This window comes from Brevundimonas sp. MYb52, assembly GCF_002979535.1.
GTDB lineage: Bacteria > Pseudomonadota > Alphaproteobacteria > Caulobacterales > Caulobacteraceae > Brevundimonas.
Genome location: NZ_PCPB01000002.1, coordinates 177,880 through 195,325 on the forward strand (window position 1 = coordinate 177,880; position 17,446 = coordinate 195,325).

Genomic DNA, 17,446 nt, shown 5'->3' on the forward strand with positions numbered 1-17,446 from the left:
ACGGCGACCAACAAACAGGCAGAGAGACACTCATGTCCGACACCCTCGAACGCGTCCGCAAGATCGTTATCGACCACCTGGACGCCGATCCGGACAAGGTCACGGAAAAGGCTTCCTTCATCGACGACCTGGGCGCCGACTCGCTCGACAACGTCGAACTGGTCATGGCCTTTGAAGAAGAATTCGACGTCGAGATCCCGGATGACGCCGCTGAGCACATCCAGACCGTCGGCGACGCTGTGAAGTTCATCGACGAGAAGCTGGCTGGTTAATCCAGCTGCGATCCGTCGCACTTCCTAAGTGATGGCCGCCGTGGCGGGCCCCTAGCGGGACCGTCCGGCGGCCATTATTGTTTTTGGTCACGATTCTGCAGTCCAAGGAGCGCGAACCATGCGCCGCGTCGTCATCACGGGCCTCGGCCTTGTCACTCCGCTCGGCACGGGCGTGGAACACGTCTGGAAAGGCATCGTCGAGGGCCGCTCGGGCATCGGTCCGATCACCTGCTTCGACACCGAGGGCTATGGCTGCACCATCGCCGGTGAAGTGCCGTCCGTGGACGGCCGCGGGCGCGGCGCGCCGGACCAACCGGGCGTCTTCGATCCCGATCAGGTGATGTCGGCCAAGGACCGCAAGCGCGTCGACGACTTCATCCTCTACGCCATCGCCGCCGCCGACGAGGCCCTGGCCGACGCGAACTGGAAGCCGGAAACCGAGGACGACAAGGAAGCCACCGGCGTCATGGTCGGCTCCGGTATTGGCGGCCTGGGCCCCATCGCCGACACGGCCATCGTGCTGAAGGAACAGGGCGTCCGCCGCGTCAGCCCCTTTTTCATCCCTTCGGCCCTGATCAATCTGGCCTCGGGCCAGATCTCGATCCGCCACGGCCTGAAGGGGCCGAACCACTCGGTCGTCACCGCCTGCGCCACCGGCGCCCACGCCATCGGCGATGCGGCCCGCATGATCGCCCTGGGCGACGCCGAGGTCATGGTGGCGGGCGGCGCTGAGAGCTCGGTCGTGCCGATCGGCATCGCCGGCTTCCTGGCCTGCAAGGCCCTGTGCACCGCCTACAACGACACACCTGAAAAGGCCTCGCGTCCCTATGATCGCGGCCACGCCGGCTTCATCATGGGCGAGGGCGCCGGCATCATGGTGCTGGAGGAATACGAGCACGCCAAGGCGCGCGGCGCCAAGATCTATGCCGAGGTCGTGGGCTACGGCATGAGCGGCGACGCCTATCATATCACCGCTCCGTCGGAAGACGGCGATGGTGGGCTGCGGGCCATGAAGATGGCGCTGAAGCGCGCCGGGATGGAGCCGTCGGACCTTGACTACGTCAACGCCCACGGCACCTCGACCATGGCCGACTGGATCGAACTGCGCGCCATCGAGCGTTTGGTGGGCGATCACGCCAAGGACGTCGCGGTGTCCTCGACCAAGTCGATGACGGGCCACCTGCTGGGCGCCGCCGGGGCCATCGAGAGCATCTTCTCCGTCCTGGCCATCCGCGATCAGGTCGCCCCGCCGACCATCAACCTGGACGACCCCGAGCACGAGACGGCCATCGACCTGGTCCCGCACAAGGGCAAGCCGATGAAGATCGATGTCGCCATGTCCAACAGCTTCGGCTTCGGCGGCACCAATGCGGCCGTGATCTTCAAGAAGGTCGACTGATTTGGCCAAGGCTCCGTCGCGCCGCACCCCGAAGGTTCGCATCCCCAAGAATCGCGTGCCGAAGCGGGGCGGCGGAGCACCCAAATCCAGCCTCGGCGTCGGTCTGATCACCGCCGCCGGGACGTTGGGCCTGTTCGTGGTCGCGGCCCTGATCGCCTTGTGGGCGGTCTATTGGGGACCGGGACCGAAGGCGGTCGAGGGTGAAGCGACGGTCGTCACCCTTCCGGCCGGCGCGGGCGTGCCGGCGATTGCGGCGAGCCTGAAATCGGCGGGCGTGATCCGTTCGACCGACTTGTTCCGCGCCGCCGTCAGCCTGAGCGGCGCCGATCGCAAGATCCGCGCGGGCGAGTATGAGGTGCCCTCGGGCGCCTCCCTATCCACCGTGGTCGGCCTGTTAGTCGACGGCAAGGCGGTGCGTCACTACGTGACCCTGCCGGAGGGCTGGTCCTCGGCCCAGGCGGTCGACATCCTGATGAAGCAGCCGGTCCTGACCGGCGAGGTCGAGGTCCCCGCCGAAGGCACCCTGTGGCCTGACACCTATGAGGTAGCGCGCGGCGAGACCCGCGCCTCGGTCGTGGCGCGGATGCAGCGCGCCGCCAAGACCAAGCTGGCCGCCCTGTGGGCCTCGCGCTCGCCCAACACCATCGTCACGACGCCGGAAGAAGCCATGGTCCTGGCCTCCATCGTCGAGAAGGAGACGGGTCTGGCCTCGGAACGGCCCGAGGTGGCGGCGGTTTTCACCAACCGACTGCGGCTGGGGATGCGGCTGGAGAGCGATCCGACCATCGTCTATGGCGTGACCAAGGGCCGTCCGCTGGGCCGGGGCATCCGCGCCTCGGAACTGCGCGCCCAGACGCCGTGGAACACCTATCTGATCGACGGCCTGCCGCCGACGCCCATCGCCAATCCAGGCGAGGAGGCGCTGAAGGCGGTGCTGAACCCGCCGCGTTCGGAATATGTCTTCTTCGTCGCTGATGGCACCGGCGGACATGTTTTCGCCCGGACCTATCCCGAGCACCTGCTGAACGTGGCGCGCTGGCGCGAGATCGAACGACGCAAGGCGGGTCCGCCGCCGGGCCAGGCCGCCTCGGTTCCCGGCGCGGCGGCGACGCCGATGGGCGAGTCGGCGGCCTCGCCCGTGGTCATCCCGCCGGGCGCCAAGGTCATCTCCGTGCCGACGGCGGTTCCGCAATGAGCAGGATTTCGGGCATGACCGGATTCGGCCGGGCCGACGGGGCGCTGGACGGCTGGACCTGGACGGTTGAGGCGCGCTCGGTCAACGGGCGCTCGCTGGAGGTCCGCTATCGCGGGCCGGGCGGCTTCGAGAATCTGGAACGGCTGACCAAGGCGACGGCGCAGGCGCGTCTGAACCGGGGTCAGGTGACGCTGGGCGTTCAAGCCAAGCGGGCCGAGGGCAATGAGCCCGCCCCGCGCGTCAATGAGGCGGTGCTGGCGACCTATCTGAAGCTGGCGAACCAGTTGGCGGAGGAGGGGGCGGTTCCGCCCTCGGCCGACGGTCTGTTGGCCCTGCGCGGCGTCATCGAGGTGGCCGAGGCGGTCGAGGACCCTGAAGGCCAGGCCGCGGTCGAAGCCGCTATCGCCGTCACCATCGAACAGGCGCTGGACGCGCTGAAGCAGTCGCGTCAGCGCGAGGGCGAGCAGCTGACGCCGGTCATCCACGACTTCGTCGGGACGATCGAGGCCCTGGTCGCGCGCGCCGAGCTGGAGGCCTCAAGTCAGACGGAGGCGATCCGCGAACGCTTCACCCGCCGGATCAGCGAACTGGCCCCCGACGCGCCGGGTCTGGACGAGCGGATTTTCCTTGAAGCCGCCGCCCTGGCGACCAAGGCCGACGTGCGAGAGGAACTGGATCGCCTGACCGCCCACGTCGATTCAGCCCGCACACTGTTGCAGCAACCCCCCGCCGGGCGAAAACTCGACTTCCTGATGCAGGAATTCATGCGTGAAGCGAACACGCTCTGCTCGAAATCCGCTACCACGCCGCTCACCGGAATCGGCCTCGAACTGAAGGCCGTCATCGAGCAGCTTCGAGAACAAGTTCAGAATGTCGAATAACCGCACCCCCCGCCGTGGCGTCCTGCTGATCGTGGCCAGTCCGTCGGGGGCCGGGAAGACGTCGCTGTGCCGCCGCCTGATGGCCGACCACAAGGGGTTGGAGTTGTCGGTGTCGATGACCACGCGCGGCATCCGTCCCGGCGAGGTGGACGGCCGCGACTATCACTTCGTCACCCACGAGGAGTTCCAGCGCCTGATCGACGGCGATGCCTTCCTGGAATGGGCCGACGTGCACGGTAACCGCTATGGCTCGCCGCGGGCGCCCGTGGACCGCGCCCTGGCCGAGGGCCGCGACGTCCTGTTCGACATCGACTGGCAGGGCGCCCGCGACGTGGCCGAGAAATGCCCCGGCGACGCCGTGCGCGTCTTCGTCATGCCGCCCAGCCTGGAAGAACTGCGCCGCCGTCTGGTGACGCGCTCGCAGGACGCCGAGGACGTGATCGAACGCCGCGTCGCCAACGCCAAGGGCGAGATCGAACACTGCGACGAGTTCGACTACGTCCTGGTCAACGAGGACTTCGACCGCTCCTACGCCGAGTTGGCCCACATCTATCACGCCGAGCGCAGCCGCCGTCACCGCAACCTGTGGGTCGACGCCTACAAGAGCGCCCTGATGAAGGAAGTGGTCTGACCGCCTAGCGGAAGACCACTCGCACGCCGGGTTTGACCCGCGACGCCAGTTGTTCGGCGTCCCAGTTGGTCAGGCGCACGCAGCCGCTGGAGAAGGTCTTGCCGACTTTTGACGGGTCCGGCGTGCCGTGGATGCCATAGGTGTCGCGCGACAGGTCGATCCACACCGAGCCAACCGGATTGTTCGGTCCCGGCGGCACGATGACCTTGCGGTCGCCCCGATCATAGCTGACCCGGTCGGGGTCATAGGTGTAGTTGGGCTCGGGCGCGACGCCGACGACGGTGAGGTCGCCGGAGGGCGCGGGGCGGGCCGAACTACCGATGGTGGCCGGATAGAAGGCCAGCAACTTGTCATTGGCGTCATAGGCGCGGACCGAGCGTTCGGTCTTGTCCACCACGATGCGGGCCACGTCGCCGGTCAGGTCGGTCTGGGCGACGGCGGCGACGATGATGGTCTGGCCCGCCTTGCCGAAGTTGACGCCGGGATTGAGGGCGCGCAGCAGACCCTCGGTCATGTGGAACTTCTCGGCCAGGGCTTCCAGCGGCGTCGCGTAGCCGACGGTGGCCAGCTTCGACATGGCCTGGAGATCGGGCGGGAGTTGACCAACAAACGGCCCAGCCAGATCGGCGGCGGCGATGGTGTAGTCGGCCATGACCTTGCCAGTGTCGGCGGCGGTTAGGCGGCGGAAGACCTCGGCGTCCAGAACGCCGTCCTCGGGCAGGCCGGCGGCCTTTTCAAACGCGGCGATGGCCTGGCGCGTATTGTCGCCGCCCAGGCCGTCGATGACGCCGGGCGAGAAGTTGGCGCGGTCCAGCAGGATCTGGGCGCGGGCGATGGCGGGGTCGGGTGTGGCAGGAGTCGTCGGGCTGTTGGCTGCCGAAGGGGTGGCCTCGAACACCGCCGCCTCGATGGCCTCTCGCGTCAGGGCGGGAGCCGTCGTGACAGCGGATGGCTGTTCGGGCTTTGGCGTCTCGGCGGGTGATCCGCAGGCGGTCAGGGCGACCAGGGCGAAGGGCAGGGCGGCGGAGGCAGCGAGACGCGATTTCAGCATGAAAGCTCCGACGGTTTCGGGGCTTGTCGAACGTCCCTAGGCGCTGAGGGGTTCCTCGGCAGCCGCCGTTCGCGCCGCGAAGAAGGGCTTGATGCGGCTCAGGGCGTCCTCGACCTGGGGCGTCGAGACGGCGAAGCTGAAGCGGATGAAGCGGTGGCCGTTGACCGGGTCGAAGTCGACGCCTGGGGCGGTCGCCACGCCGGTTTCGCGCAACAGGGCCTCGCAGAAGCCGATGCTGTCGTCGGTCAGGTGGCCGATGTCGGCGTAGATGTAGAAGGCGCCGTCCGGCGGGGCGATGGAGCGCAGGCCCATGGCCGGCAGGGCGTCTAGCATCAGGGTGCGGTTGGCGCGGTAGACGTCGATATTGGCCTCCAACTCCTCCTCCTCGTCCATGGCGATCAGGCCGGCGTGCTGGCTGAGCGTGGCGGGCGTCAGGAACATGTTGCCGACGCGGGCGCGGGCTTGGGCCACCTCGGCCTCGGGCAGGATCAGCCAGCCCAGACGCCAGCCGGCCATGCTCCAGTATTTGGAGAAGCTGTTGACGATCAAGGCGTTCGGCTCGAACTGCAGCATCGATGGCGTCGGGCCGGTGTAGGACAGGCCGTGGTAGATCTCGTCCGAGATGACCGAGATGTTCCGTTCGCGGCAGACCTCGGCGATGGCCTTTAGTTCGTCCTCGGGGATGATGGTGCCGGTGGGGTTTGCGGGGCTGGCGATGATGACGCCGGCGGGGGCGGGATCGAGGGCGCGCAGGGCCTCGGCCGTCAACTGGAACCGCACCTCGGGGCCGCAGTCGATCTCGACCGGCTCCATGTGCAGGGCCTTCAGCGTGTTGCGATAGGCGACATAGCCGGGGCGGGCGATGGCCACTCGGTCACCGGGCTGGAAGCGCATCATCAGGGCCAGCACCAGGGCGGGGGAGGCGCCGGCGGTCATGACCACTCGCTCGGGATCGACGGTGACGCCGTAGCGGTCGTCGTAAAGCTTGGCGATGCGGGCGCGCAGGCCCGGACTTTCCCAGTAGCCGCCGGGCTCGCTGTCGAGAATGCGGTGCGCCTGGGCGATGGCGGCGGCGGGGGCGCCGGTCGAGGGCTGGCCGAACTCCATGTGGATGATGGAGCGGCCCTGGGCCTTCAACTCATGGGCCAGGCGGCTGACGCTGATAGCGCGGAAGGGGTCGATTTCAACAGGCATTGCGGCGGTCACTTCAGGGCGTCGGCCAGGCGGAGGAAGCCGGCGATGTCGATGACTTCGGCGCGGGCGTCGGGCTCGATGCCGGCGGCCTCGCACAGGGCGGCCCCGCCGAGCTGTTTCAGGCTGGAGCGCAGCATCTTGCGGCGCTGGCCGAAGGCGGCGGCGGTGACGCGTTCCAGCTTCTTCAGCCGTTCCGGCGACGGGCGGTCAGCCAGCGGCACCACATGCACGACCGCCGAGGCCACCTTGGGCGGCGGGGTGAAGGCGGCGGCGGGCAGGTGCATGACGATGCGGGCCTCGGCCACGGCCTGGGTAATGACGGCCAGACGGCCATAGGCATCATCGCCGGGGGCGGCGACGATGCGCTCGGCCACTTCCTTCTGGAACATCAGGGTGAGGGCGCAGGGCTGCCAGGGACCGGTCAGCCACTTGATCAGCAACGGCGTGCCGACATTGTAGGGCAGGTTGGACACCAGATGGGCCGGACCCTCGACCAACTGGTTCTCGCGCACGTTCAGGGCGTCGCCCTCGACGATGGTCAGGCGGCCGGAGCCGTCGTCCAGTTCGCTGAGCAGGGGGATGAAGCGGGGGTCCTTCTCGACCAGCACCACCTTGCCGGCGTCGCTTTCCAGGATGGCGCGGGTCAGGCCGCCCGGGCCGGGGCCGACCTCGATCACGGCGCGGCCGTCGAAGGGGCCGGCGTAGCGGACGATCTTGCGCGTCACATTGAGGTCCAGCAGGAAGTGCTGGCCGAAGCTCTTTTTGGCCAGCAGGCCGTGGGCGTCGAGCGTTTCGCGAAGGGAAGGAAGGTCCGTCATACGGACGCCTTAGCGCGTGGCGCGCGCCGCCGCCATCTCTGAAGCCAGACGCAGGGCGGCGATGAAGCTGTCGGCGCGGGCGATCCCCTTGCCGGCGATGTCGAAGCCGGTGCCGTGATCGGGCGAGGTGCGGACGATGGGCAGACCGAGCGTGGCGTTGACCCCGCCCCAGAAGTCCAGCGTCTTGACCGGGATCAGGGCCTGGTCGTGATAGAGGCAGACCGTCGCGTCGTATCGGGCGCGCGCCTCCTCGTGGAACAGGGTGTCGGCGGGCAGGGGATCGGTGATGTTGAGCCCCTCGGCGCGCAGGGCGGCGGCGGCGGGACGTAGCACCTCGACCTCCTGCAGGCCGATGGAGCCGCCTTCGCCCGCGTGGGGGTTCAGGGCGGCCAGGGCCAGACGAGGGGCCGCAATGCCGAAATCGCGCTTCATCGACTCATGAACGACGCGGGCGACGCGCATGACGCGGTCGGCCGTGATCAACTCCGGCAGTTGATCAATAGGGACGTGGATCGTCACCAGACAGGCGCGCAGGTCCTTGGCGGTCAGCATCATGACCGGGCCGCGCGTGCCATTAAAGGGCATGTCGGCAGTCAGTTCAGCGATGAACTCGGTGTGGCCAGGGAAGCGGAAGCCGGACGCATACATGGGCGCCTTGGCGATGGGGGCCGTCACGATCCCGCAGGCCTCGCCCGAGAGATTCAGGCCGACCGCCCGCTCGATCCAGTCGGCCACGGCGGGGGCGTTCAGGGGATCGGGCTGGCCCGGCGTCACCGGCGCGGGGGCCGGTGCGTGCAGGACCGGGATGGCGCGGCCAAAGACGGCGGCGGCGTCGGACGGGCTGAAGACCTGTTCGACCGGCGCGCCATGAGCGGCCAGGACGTCAGCGTCGCCGATGACGGCGAAGGGAACGACGGGGGCCAGGGGGCCGGGCCGCGTGGCCAGGACGGACCAGGCGCGCGCGATGATCTCCGGCCCCACGCCGGCGGGGTCGCCCATCGTGACGATGAGCGGCCGGACGGTCATTACTGCTTGATCTCGATCAGAGCGTCGGCCCGTAGGTCGCGCAGATAGCGGCGGCCCAGCATGGCGTAGTTCTGATTCTGCAGGCGGGATTCGACCTGTTGGGCCGAGGGGGCCTCGGGGCCGCCGAGGCGGCGACCGCAAACGGCCAGCAGGTGAACGCCCAGCGGGCTGCGCACGGCGCTGCTGACCGAGCCGATCTCGGCCGAACGGGCGACCTGTTGGAACTGCGGCAGCAGGTTGGCCACGTCGCTTTCGCCCAGGTCGGCGCCCAGCATGCCTTGCTCGGCACGGGCGCGTTCCAGGATGTTGTCGCAGGTCAGGCTGCCGCGCAGGGCTTCCAGGCGCTGGGTCGCAGCGGTGACTTCGGCTTCCGTGGCGGTTTCCGGCAACTCGATCATGACCTGCTTCATCTGAACCAGGCTGGTGGCCGCACCGGAGCGCTTGTCTCGCATGTAGAGGATGTAGACGCCGCCATCGACGGGGATGGGGTTCGACAACTGGCCGACAGCGAGGGACTCCATCGCGGTTTCCAGCGCCGGCTGGATCGTGCCCTGGACCACCCATCCGGCGTCGCCGCCGCGCGCCGCTGACGGGGCGGCCGAGAACTGACGGGCGACGGCCATGAAGGGCGCGCCCTGGACCATCTGTTGCACCAGTTGGCGCGCGCCGTTCAAGGCTTCCTGCATGCCGCCGACACGGCTGGCTTCAAGATAGATCTCGCCGACCAGATACTGGGGCTTGGTGGCGGCCTCGGTCAGTTGGCGCATGGCCTGATCGACCTGGGTGCGGCTGACCTTGGCGCGGTCGCGGAAACGTCCGCCGACCAGGTCGCGCCAGCCGATCTCGGTGCGCAGCTGTTCGCGGAAGGGCTGAGGGCGGATGCCGCCCTGTTCCAGGAAGGCCATGTAGTTCTGCGGAGTCGTGCCGGCCTCGCGGGCCATGCCGGCAATCTCCTGATCGACCTCCTGATCGCTGATCTTCAGCGACTCGAACTTGGCGATCTCGGCGTCCTGAAGGTGTTTCTCGATCAGATCGTTGAGCGCTTGCTGCTGAATGGCGGCGATGTTTTCTTCGGTGGGCTGAATCTGAGACATGGCCATGATGACCAGCATGCGTTGGCGCAGGTCGTAGCCGGTGATGATGCGGTCGTTGACCGTGGCGATGATGCCGTCGGCCAGACGGAACTGCGGCGCTGCGGTCGCGCGTTGGGGCGCGTCCTCTGCCGCCGGATTGAGGGTTCCCGCGGCCGAGGCCGGTTGGGCGGGCGTCGTCTGCGCGGCGGACTGACCGACAGCCGAACCGGCGATGAGGGCGGCCATGGCCACGCCCGTCGTATAACGCATCAAACCCATCGTCAGTCCTGATTCCCTAAAGCGGTCTCGGTCCGATCCAGCAGCGTCATCGACGACGCTGGACCAGGGAGGGCGCACGCCCCTGCACGCCATGCTTAGCGCATATCACTTCATTCATAGCCTGAACCTCCAAAAGTGGCGAGGTTAAGACGAATATAGACGCCCTCGGAGGGGCCAGTCGGCCGGACGCGAGTGTTGTCACGACGCCATCCCAGCTCGACCCGGAAGCAGTCGTCGTCGAACAGCAGGCCGATTTCCGAACGTGTGATGATGTCGCGTTCCAGATCGGCGATGCCGTTCACGGCCACGCCCCAGTTGCCATAGATGAACTGCTCGCCGGACAACTGGACGAACTCGTAGTTGCGGTTCAACGGGCCGGACACGGGATTTGAGCGATCGACGATGTAGCTGAGGCTGGCCAGGTTGCGGCGGCCCCAGCGGCCGTCGACCGTGGTCTCGCCGCGACGGATCTCGCCATTGGGGTCGATCGTGGCGTGGAACCATCCGCGAATGCGGTCGGACGGCGAGAAGGTCGCCTGAACCACCCAGTCGGACGTGCGGTCGGCCAGACCGGAGGGATCATATAGGCGCGTGGGATCGTCCGGGATCGGGGTCAGGAACTCGTCTTGGTCGTCGGCGCGAATGCTGCGGCCGATGAACAGGCTGGCGGAGCGCTTGTCGTCCCAACGCAGGGTGGCGCGGGCGCCGGCGGTGAAGCGCAGGCCGCCTTCCATCAGGTCGTAGCCGGGAAAACGATCCATGCGGAACAGAGAGCTGTGGTCCAACTCCAGCGTCTGACTGTCCTCGTTGGGGATGCGCGGATCAAGGTCGGCGTCGGTCGAGGCTGATAGTTGAGCCATAGGCTCCAGGATCAGATCCGAAGTGGCGCTGAGGCGGCGATAGAGGGGGTAGCTGACGTCCACGCCGGCGCTGGCGCGACCACGCGTGAAGACGTCCGAATCGACGCCCATCATCAGCGGCAGATCATCCACCGAATAGACATCGACACGAGCGTCGACGAAGGGCTCCCAACGCAGGCCCATGGGCGAGATGATCGTGCGACGCCAGTCGACCTGGCCGCTGATGCGGCGGCTGTCGACGCCGGGCAGGCCGTCGGTCGCGCCGGGAGGGATCAACTCGGGCGACAGGGTCGGTGAACCGACATAGGCGTCGCGAGTCAGGGCTACGGCCGAGCCGCGAAGACGCAGGCGACCCCCGAAGACGGGGCCTTCAGGTTCCCACCGCGCATCGATCAGCGGCGCGACCAGAGGCAGGGTCTTGTCGTCCTCGAACACGTTCAGCGCCGGCGTCACCGGATCGAAGCGCGCGACCCGCAGGCTTTGCATCGAGAAGGCTGCGATCGACAGATAGGATCTTTGGGTCTGACGTTCGGCGTAGAGCTGGCTGATCAGGCGACGGCGGTCGCCATAGTAGAGACCATTGTCCTGATAGGTGTCTCGCACGTTGTAGCGGTCGAACAGGGTCTTGTCCGAGGTGCGTTCGGCGGTGAAGCCCCAGCGCCAGGGTCCTTCCAGGTCGAACTTGCCGTGGGCCAGCAGGTAGCTGCGATTTGTGCGGTCGCCGAAGCGGACATTGCTTTCGGCGGCGCCGTCGCCGTCCTGATCGAAGTCGCCGAAGTTGCGCCCGTAGGTATAGCCGCCGCGCACGACGATCGTGCCGCTGTCGAAGCGCCGGCGCCATTGCAGGTTCAGCAGGGGGGCGACCTCGGTGTTGATCTGCGGACTGATCAGCCAGTCTTCCGAGGGTGATACGACGTGAAGATAGGGGATCTCGACCGACCCGCCGCGCCCTTCGTCATAATCCAGGAAGGGGGTCAGGAAGCCCGAGGCCCGGTCCACGCTGGGATCGGGGTGAGCGAAAACCGGCAGGTAGAAGATCGGCACGCCGCCGACGCGGAAGACGGCGTTGCGATACAGGATGGCGCGCAGATCCTGGTCCTGAACCGCCTTGTCGGCCTGGATCGAAATGCTGGGCTGCTTGGGGCCGTTGACGTCGCAGATCGGGCAGGGCGTGAAGATGACGCGGTTCAACTCGCTGACATTCTCAGAGCGGCGAACGGCGGTCGCCGCCATCAGGCTGGCGCCGTTGGCGAGGCGCATGGCCAGGTCGGTGGCCACGCCGGCCTTGAAGTCGGAATCCAGTTCAATGCGGCTGGCGTGAACCACCGTGCCGTCGGGCGCGGCCAGTTCGGCATGACCGGCGGCGGTAGCGACGCCGCTTTTCAGATCATAGGTGACAGTTTCGGCGCGGATGCTGTGGTCACGCGTCCGGGCATAGACGCGGTCGTCGGGCGTCCCGCTGGCGGTTACGACATCGCCTTCACGGCTGGCGGCGTCGGCGTTCACGTAGAGACTGCCGGGCGTCAGGCCGTCTGGGCCGGGTGCGTTGGCGGCCTGGAGGGCGGCGGTTGGAATCGGGGCCGTCGCCGCAGCAGACGCTCCGTCCTGGGCCAGCGCGGGCAGGGCAGGCATGCACGCGATCACGGCTGCACCGGCCAGGAGCCGGGCGCGCAGGGCTCCCTCTCGGGATGTGCGGCGATCACTCATGCGGAATCCACTCATTGCCGGGCGACCGGAAACCGTCCGATTAGCCGTCTTCGGTATAGAACAGCAAGGTAAAGGCGGCGAGCGCCGTCAAGACAGGCGGCAGCCAGGCCGCCAGGAAGGGCGGCACCACCTCGGCCGAGCCCATGGCCGACGAAAACTGGTTCACGAAGAAGAAGGCGAACCCCAGCACCACGGCGGCCACGGTCATCCGGGCCAGGTCCCCCAGACGCATCAGGCGCAGCGAGAAGGCGGCGGCCAGAATCGACATGGCGGCGAACATCAGCGGCGTGGCCAGCAGTTGTTGCAGGCGCAGACGATAGGCGGTGGAGGCGAAACCGGCGTCCTCGATCCGCTGGATCTGGTTCGGCAGCGACCAGAAGGGCGTTGACTGGGGCCGTGCGAAGCGCTGGAAGGCCTCCTTGTCCGCCAGGTTCGAGGGCAGATCCAGGGTGGCGTAGCGCACTGCGCGCTGGCCGGTCTGGGCGCCGGTGGCCTCGGTCAAGCGCCAGCGTCCGGCGGTCAGCGAGGCCGTGGCCGCGTCGATCCGCTCGGTGAAGCTGCGCCGCCCGTCCGGGGTCGTCGTGTAGATGAAGAAGCTGGCGTCCAGCAGGCGGCCGCTGGCGGGGTCCTGCCGTGCGCCGCGAATGATCATCTGACGCGCGGCGTCGCCTTCGCGTAGCCAGACGGCCTGTTGCGCGTCGGAGCCGGGCGTCGAGCCCGAGATGCGGCCGCGCTCGCGTTGCCACAGGCCATCGCCGGCGGCGGCCATGGGGCCGAAGACGGTGACACTGAGCACGCCCAGCACCAGGGCGGCGCCCGCCGCGGGCAGGACGAAGCGCCAGGCCGAAATGCCCGCCGCGCGCATGGCGATCAATTCGCTGCGTCGATTCAGCCCGACGAAGGCCGCCAGCGTGCCGAACAGGAAGACGAAAGGCAGCAACTGGATGATGACGCTGGGCGATTTCAACAGCACCAGGCCGAAGATGCGCGCGCTCGACAGTTCGCCGGACGAGTTCAGCCCGCGCGACACCTCGACAAAGTCGATCAACATCACCAGGGCGGAAATGATGGCCAGGGCGACCGCCAGGGCGCGAAGCTGCTGGGCCAGGACATAGCGCTCGATGCGGCCGAGACGGAGCCTCATGCGAACCTCGCCTTGAAACGCTCATAGGGCGCCCAGACACGCCGACGATGCGGCTTCAGCGCACGGAAAAGCAGGCGCAGGGCGACGAAGCTGACGCCGAGCGGCAGCAGATATTGCAGCAGGTTTAGCGCCCCGTTCCAGGCGCTGGCGGCGACCAATCCGTAGCCGATCACGCGCACGACCAGGAAGACGCCGGCCGCCTTGGCGATCCGGCCGCTGTAGCCGGTGCGGCTGAATGAGCCGCCCAGAATGGCCGTCAGCGCCAGGGCCATCGCCGCCAGGGCATAAAGGGGCGAGGCCAGACGCGAATGGGCCTCGGCCAGAAGTTCCCCGCGGGTCCCGGCGCTTTCCAACTGAGCCGGGGTCGGGTCGAACAGTTCCGTCAGCCACATATCGGACGGCTTGAAGCGGATGCGCTCGGTCGTCTTGGTATAGGGGGACAGATCGAACACCTGCTGGTCGAACGACAGTTGGTTCAGCACATCGCGCGACGAATAGCGCTGCATCGACCCGTTCTGCATGGTTAGCACCGGCAGGCCGTCGACGCGGCCGAAGCGGGCGGTTTCGGCATCCCAGGTGGTGACCGTCTTGCCGTTGTCCAGATAGACGAACAGGTTCTTGAGCAGGCCGTTCTGCTCGATCTGCTGCACATAGACGGTCAGACCGCCCGGCCCCTGGACGAAGCGGCCTTCTTCGACCAGCAGGGCGGCCAGGTCGGTGCGGATGGCGAAGGCCTGACGGCGCGCCTCGCGCTGGGCCCAGGGCTGGACGAAGACATTGGTGATCAGGGCGACCACGGCGACGATGACGGCGATGCGGATGGCGGGTCGGATCAGGGACCAGCGGCTGACGCCGGCGGCGTAGGCTGCTGTAAGTTCCTGTTCGCGCTGCAGACGCGTCAGGGCGATCAGGGCGCCGACGAACAGGCCGATGGGCAGGATGACGGCGATCAACTGGGGCAGGGCCAGCAGGGTCAGTTTGGCCATGACCCATATGCTCTGGCCGCGTTCGACGATGACCTCGAGCTGATCGAGGCTTTGGCTCAGCAGGCCGATTCCGGCCAGCGCCGCGCACGCCGCCAGGACGGGCAGACCGATCTGGCGGAAAAGATAGCCCTGAATCAGCGTCATGGTCGTGAAAGAAAGTGTTTCGGGAGCGAGCGAGTTGCAGCCGCGAGCGATGCGGGCCATGTAATACACATCCCAACGCGACGGTGAAACAGCCGCAGCGTTATGTCTGATTCAAGCACGACCGGGGCACAGAACCTCGGCCTGGAGTAGGTTTCATGAAAATCGAGTTCGTCGCTTCCCCCAGCGCCGCCCAAATCCTTGCCGTTCTGGTTCACGACGGCCGCGCGCTGGCTGGTACGGGCTCGGCCCTGGACGCCGCCGCCTCCGGCGCTCTGACCAAGGCCATGGCGAACAGCCGCTTCACCGGCGCCGCCAACAGCCACCTGACCGTTGCGGCTCCGGCCGGCGTGGACGCTAACGCGGTCCTGCTGGTCGGCGCGGGTGCGGCTGACAAGTTCGACGATCTGGCGGTGGAAACCGCTGCCGCGGCCGCCTATCACGCCGCCAAGCTGTCGGGCGCGGAAGTTCTGACCATCGACGCCGCGCATCTGTCGGCCGAACAGGCCGCGCGCGCCGGTTTCGCCGTGCGCCTGGCCGCCTACCGCTTCGCCAAATATCTGACCAAGCAGAAGGCTGAGAAGATTCCGTCGGTCACGACCGTGCGCGTCGTCACCTCGGACGTGGCCGCCGCCGAAGCCGCCTTTGGCCCGCTGTCGGCCGTGGCGGACGCCGTGCTGTTCGCGCGTGACCTGGTGTCAGAGCCCGCCAACATCCTGTATCCGGCCGAGTTCGCGCGCCGCGTGAAGGAGCTGGAGGCCCTGGGCGCCAAGGTCGAGATCCTGGGCGAGGCCGAGATGGAGAAGCTGGGCATGGGCTCGCTGCTCGGCGTCGGGCAGGGCTCGGTGCGCGAAAGCCAGATGGCCGTCATCCAGTGGAACGGCGGCAAGGAAGGCGAGGCTCCCATCGCCTTCGTCGGCAAGGGCGTCTGCTTCGACACCGGCGGCATCTCGCTGAAGCCGGCTGACGGCATGGAAGAAATGAAGTGGGACATGGGCGGCGCCGCTGCCGTGGCGGGCCTGATGCACGCCCTGGCGGGCCGCAAGGCCAAGGTGAACGTCGTTGGCGTGCTAGGCCTTGTTGAGAACATGCCGGACGGCAACGCCCAGCGTCCGGGCGACGTGGTCACCTCGATGTCGGGTCAAACCATCGAAGTGCTGAACACCGACGCCGAAGGCCGCCTCGTTCTGGCCGACGCGCTTTGGTACACGCAGGAGCGCTTCAAGCCGAAGTTCATGATCGACCTGGCCACACTGACAGGCGCCATCATCATCTCGCTGGGCCTGGAATACGCTGGCGTCTTCTCGAACAATGACGACCTGGCCGACGGCATCCTGGCCGCCGGTCCCAAGGTCGGCGAGAACGTCTGGCGTCTGCCGATCCCGGCGGCCTATGAGCGTCATATCGACAGCCCGATCGCTGATGTGAAGAACACCGGCAACGGTCGCGCCGGCGGTTCGATCACCGCCGCCCTGTTCCTGCAACGCTTCACCAACGGCACGCCGTGGGCGCACATCGACATCGCCTCGACCGCCTGGGTTAAGGACAGCCGCAACCCGACCGTGCCGGACGGCGCTGTGGGCTATGGCGTGCGTATGCTGGACCGCATGGTCGCTGACAAATACGAAGCCTGAGCCGACGCATTCAGAGGGTAGGGCCAGGTGTCTGACGCAAAGCCGGAAATCTGGTTCTACCACCTGGAGCGCTCGACGCTGGATCAGGTGCTGCCGGGCCTGCTGGAGAAGACCCTCCAGCGGGGCTGGCGCGCCTTGGTGCGCGGGGCGGTCTCGCACCGCCTCGACGACATCGACGAACACCTGTGGACCTATCGCCCTGACAGCTTCCTGCCGCATGGCCTGGCGTCGCAGGACCACGCCGCCCGCCAGCCCATCCTACTGTCCGAATCAGGCGAGAACCTGAATGGTGCTCAGGCGCTGTTCATCGTCGATGAGTCAGAGCTGGGGGCCACGGAAGGGTACGAGCGGTGCTTCATCATTTTCGACGGTCGCAACGAACAGGCGCTGCAACAGGCGCGCGAGCGCTGGCGCACGCTGAAGGCGGCCAACGCCAACCTGGCCTACTGGAAACAGACGGACGAAGGACGCTGGGAAAAGGCGGCCTGATTCTAGGCATGGGCTTGATCGCCCTTTCGGCCTGCGCTTCGCCGCCGCCGGCGCGACCCAGCCAGCCGACGAGCGCGCCGCGCACCTCCTCGACCGAGCGCCACTATCTGTCCGAGCCGGGCGTGCGTTCCGTAGATGCCGATATGTGCAAGGCGGGCGAGCTTCAGTGGCTGGTCGGGAAACCCAGAAGCGAGATTCCCGTTCCGGTAGATGTGGTCAACCGTCGCGTGGCGTGCACTACCTGTCCCGTCACCGAAGACTATTCGCCTTACCGCCTGAATATTTTCTATAATCAGCAAACCGGCATCGTCGAGCGCGTGAGCTGCGGCTAGGCCGAAACGGAGAGACGCCATGAAGACCATGCTGATGCTGACGGCTTTCGCGGGCGCTGTGGCGCTGTCGGCCTGCGCGCCGAACCAGGAGTCCGCGCCGGGCGTCGAGCCGACGCCTGTGGCCTGCAAGGCCAGCGACTATCAGGAATATGTCGGTCGCAATCGCTCGACCATTCCTGCTGACGCCCCGCGCGGCCGCATCTTCCGCGTCCTGTGCAGCAGCTGCGCGGCCACGATGGATTACCGCGAAAACCGCGTGACCTTCACCTACGACGATCAGACCAATGTCGTGACGCGCGTCAGCTGTGGCTGACGCGGGCGCAATCTGAATCGA

General features: G+C 67.4%; 17 protein-coding genes. 9 read left to right on the top strand and 8 right to left on the bottom strand.

The window, feature by feature from the left end; genetic code table 11:
- Positions 1-32: 32 nt before the first annotated feature.
- The 5 genes from CQ039_RS04235 to gmk all read left to right on the top strand — a co-directional run bounded on the left by CQ039_RS04235 (position 33) and on the right by gmk (position 4,378).
- Positions 33-272, top strand: a complete 240-nt coding sequence (locus tag CQ039_RS04235) for an acyl carrier protein (protein WP_105564338.1) — start codon at positions 33-35, stop codon at positions 270-272.
- A gap of 118 nt (positions 273-390) precedes the next feature.
- On the top strand, positions 391-1,671 hold the full coding sequence (fabF, locus tag CQ039_RS04240) for a beta-ketoacyl-ACP synthase II (protein ID WP_105564339.1): 1,281 nt from the start codon (positions 391-393) through the stop codon (positions 1,669-1,671).
- Position 1,672: 1 nt separating this feature from the next.
- Positions 1,673-2,866, top strand: a complete 1,194-nt coding sequence (gene mltG, locus CQ039_RS04245) for an endolytic transglycosylase MltG (protein WP_105564340.1) — start codon at positions 1,673-1,675, stop codon at positions 2,864-2,866.
- Positions 2,863-3,747: a YicC/YloC family endoribonuclease gene (locus tag CQ039_RS04250; protein WP_105564341.1), complete on the top strand. Its 885-nt coding sequence runs from the start codon at positions 2,863-2,865 to the stop codon at positions 3,745-3,747. Before mltG ends, CQ039_RS04250 begins: the two co-directional genes overlap by 4 nt.
- On the top strand, positions 3,737-4,378 hold the full coding sequence (gmk, locus tag CQ039_RS04255; protein WP_105564342.1) for a guanylate kinase: 642 nt from the start codon (positions 3,737-3,739) through the stop codon (positions 4,376-4,378). The genes CQ039_RS04250 and gmk overlap by 11 nt, the downstream gene beginning before the upstream one ends.
- A 4-nt stretch (positions 4,379-4,382) precedes the next feature.
- Here the strand turns inward: gmk and CQ039_RS04260 are convergent, their stop codons facing one another.
- The 8 genes from CQ039_RS04260 to CQ039_RS04295 all read right to left on the bottom strand — a co-directional run bounded on the left by CQ039_RS04260 (position 4,383) and on the right by CQ039_RS04295 (position 14,660).
- Positions 4,383-5,429: a L,D-transpeptidase gene (locus CQ039_RS04260; protein ID WP_105564343.1), complete on the bottom strand. Its 1,047-nt coding sequence runs from the start codon at positions 5,427-5,429 to the stop codon at positions 4,383-4,385.
- Positions 5,430-5,465: 36 nt separating this feature from the next.
- Positions 5,466-6,623 carry a pyridoxal phosphate-dependent aminotransferase gene (locus CQ039_RS04265; protein ID WP_105714855.1) on the bottom strand — a complete coding sequence of 386 codons (1,158 nt, stop codon included), beginning with the start codon at positions 6,621-6,623 and terminating at the stop codon, positions 5,466-5,468.
- A gap of 8 nt (positions 6,624-6,631) precedes the next feature.
- The gene (rsmA, locus tag CQ039_RS04270) at positions 6,632-7,441 is read right to left on the bottom strand and encodes a 16S rRNA (adenine(1518)-N(6)/adenine(1519)-N(6))-dimethyltransferase RsmA (protein ID WP_105563964.1); all 810 of its coding nucleotides are present in this window, start codon (positions 7,439-7,441) and stop codon (positions 6,632-6,634) included.
- A 9-nt stretch (positions 7,442-7,450) separates the two neighbouring features.
- Positions 7,451-8,467, bottom strand: a complete 1,017-nt coding sequence (pdxA, locus tag CQ039_RS04275; protein ID WP_105563965.1) for a 4-hydroxythreonine-4-phosphate dehydrogenase PdxA — start codon at positions 8,465-8,467, stop codon at positions 7,451-7,453.
- Positions 8,467-9,819 (bottom strand): peptidylprolyl isomerase, encoded by a 1,353-nt coding sequence (locus CQ039_RS04280; RefSeq protein ID WP_199183559.1) that lies wholly within the window; start codon positions 9,817-9,819, stop codon positions 8,467-8,469. The genes pdxA and CQ039_RS04280 overlap by 1 nt, the downstream gene beginning before the upstream one ends.
- A 110-nt stretch (positions 9,820-9,929) precedes the next feature.
- The gene (locus tag CQ039_RS04285; protein ID WP_233190259.1) at positions 9,930-12,311 is read right to left on the bottom strand and encodes an LPS-assembly protein LptD; all 2,382 of its coding nucleotides are present in this window, start codon (positions 12,309-12,311) and stop codon (positions 9,930-9,932) included.
- A gap of 115 nt (positions 12,312-12,426) precedes the next feature.
- The gene (gene lptG, locus CQ039_RS04290) at positions 12,427-13,530 is read right to left on the bottom strand and encodes an LPS export ABC transporter permease LptG (RefSeq protein WP_105563967.1); all 1,104 of its coding nucleotides are present in this window, start codon (positions 13,528-13,530) and stop codon (positions 12,427-12,429) included.
- On the bottom strand, positions 13,527-14,660 hold the full coding sequence (locus CQ039_RS04295; protein ID WP_105564035.1) for an LptF/LptG family permease: 1,134 nt from the start codon (positions 14,658-14,660) through the stop codon (positions 13,527-13,529). The genes lptG and CQ039_RS04295 overlap by 4 nt, the downstream gene beginning before the upstream one ends.
- 155 nt (positions 14,661-14,815) lie before the next feature.
- On the opposite strand from CQ039_RS04295, the gene CQ039_RS04300 reads away from it, so the two are divergent.
- The 4 genes from CQ039_RS04300 to CQ039_RS04315 are packed head-to-tail and all read left to right on the top strand — an operon-like array spanning position 14,816 to position 17,425.
- On the top strand, positions 14,816-16,291 hold the full coding sequence (locus tag CQ039_RS04300; RefSeq protein WP_105563968.1) for a leucyl aminopeptidase: 1,476 nt from the start codon (positions 14,816-14,818) through the stop codon (positions 16,289-16,291).
- A 27-nt stretch (positions 16,292-16,318) separates the two neighbouring features.
- Entirely contained in the window at positions 16,319-16,780 is a 462-nt protein-coding gene (locus CQ039_RS04305) for a DNA polymerase III subunit chi (RefSeq protein ID WP_105563969.1), read from the top strand.
- Between the two features lie 8 nt (positions 16,781-16,788).
- Positions 16,789-17,112, top strand: a complete 324-nt coding sequence (locus CQ039_RS16800; RefSeq protein WP_233190260.1) for a hypothetical protein — start codon at positions 16,789-16,791, stop codon at positions 17,110-17,112.
- Between the two features lie 19 nt (positions 17,113-17,131).
- Positions 17,132-17,425 carry a hemolysin gene (locus CQ039_RS04315; protein WP_105563970.1) on the top strand — a complete coding sequence of 98 codons (294 nt, stop codon included), beginning with the start codon at positions 17,132-17,134 and terminating at the stop codon, positions 17,423-17,425.
- The last annotated feature ends 21 nt before the right edge of the window (positions 17,426-17,446 follow it).

Bases quoted from the DNA above. Each gene is read 5' to 3' on its own strand.
- CQ039_RS04235 (WP_105564338.1), top strand. From the start codon at position 33: ATGTCCGACACCCTCGAACGCGTCCGCAAGATCGTTATCGACCACCTG.
- rsmA (WP_105563964.1), bottom strand. From the start codon at position 7,441: ATGACGGACCTTCCTTCCCTTCGCGAAACGCTCGACGCCCACGGCCTG.
- lptG (WP_105563967.1), bottom strand. From the start codon at position 13,530: ATGAGGCTCCGTCTCGGCCGCATCGAGCGCTATGTCCTGGCCCAGCAG.
- CQ039_RS04300 (WP_105563968.1), top strand. From the start codon at position 14,816: ATGAAAATCGAGTTCGTCGCTTCCCCCAGCGCCGCCCAAATCCTTGCC.
- CQ039_RS04285 (WP_233190259.1), bottom strand. From the start codon at position 12,311: ATGCCTGCCCTGCCCGCGCTGGCCCAGGACGGAGCGTCTGCTGCGGCG.
- CQ039_RS04295 (WP_105564035.1), bottom strand. From the start codon at position 14,660: ATGACGCTGATTCAGGGCTATCTTTTCCGCCAGATCGGTCTGCCCGTC.
- pdxA (WP_105563965.1), bottom strand. From the start codon at position 8,467: ATGACCGTCCGGCCGCTCATCGTCACGATGGGCGACCCCGCCGGCGTG.
- CQ039_RS04315 (WP_105563970.1), top strand. From the start codon at position 17,132: ATGAAGACCATGCTGATGCTGACGGCTTTCGCGGGCGCTGTGGCGCTG.
- CQ039_RS04260 (WP_105564343.1), bottom strand. From the start codon at position 5,429: ATGCTGAAATCGCGTCTCGCTGCCTCCGCCGCCCTGCCCTTCGCCCTG.
- fabF (WP_105564339.1), top strand. From the start codon at position 391: ATGCGCCGCGTCGTCATCACGGGCCTCGGCCTTGTCACTCCGCTCGGC.
- CQ039_RS04280 (WP_199183559.1), bottom strand. From the start codon at position 9,819: ATGGGTTTGATGCGTTATACGACGGGCGTGGCCATGGCCGCCCTCATC.
- CQ039_RS04265 (WP_105714855.1), bottom strand. From the start codon at position 6,623: ATGCCTGTTGAAATCGACCCCTTCCGCGCTATCAGCGTCAGCCGCCTG.
- CQ039_RS16800 (WP_233190260.1), top strand. From the start codon at position 16,789: ATGGGCTTGATCGCCCTTTCGGCCTGCGCTTCGCCGCCGCCGGCGCGA.
- CQ039_RS04250 (WP_105564341.1), top strand. From the start codon at position 2,863: ATGAGCAGGATTTCGGGCATGACCGGATTCGGCCGGGCCGACGGGGCG.
- gmk (WP_105564342.1), top strand. From the start codon at position 3,737: ATGTCGAATAACCGCACCCCCCGCCGTGGCGTCCTGCTGATCGTGGCC.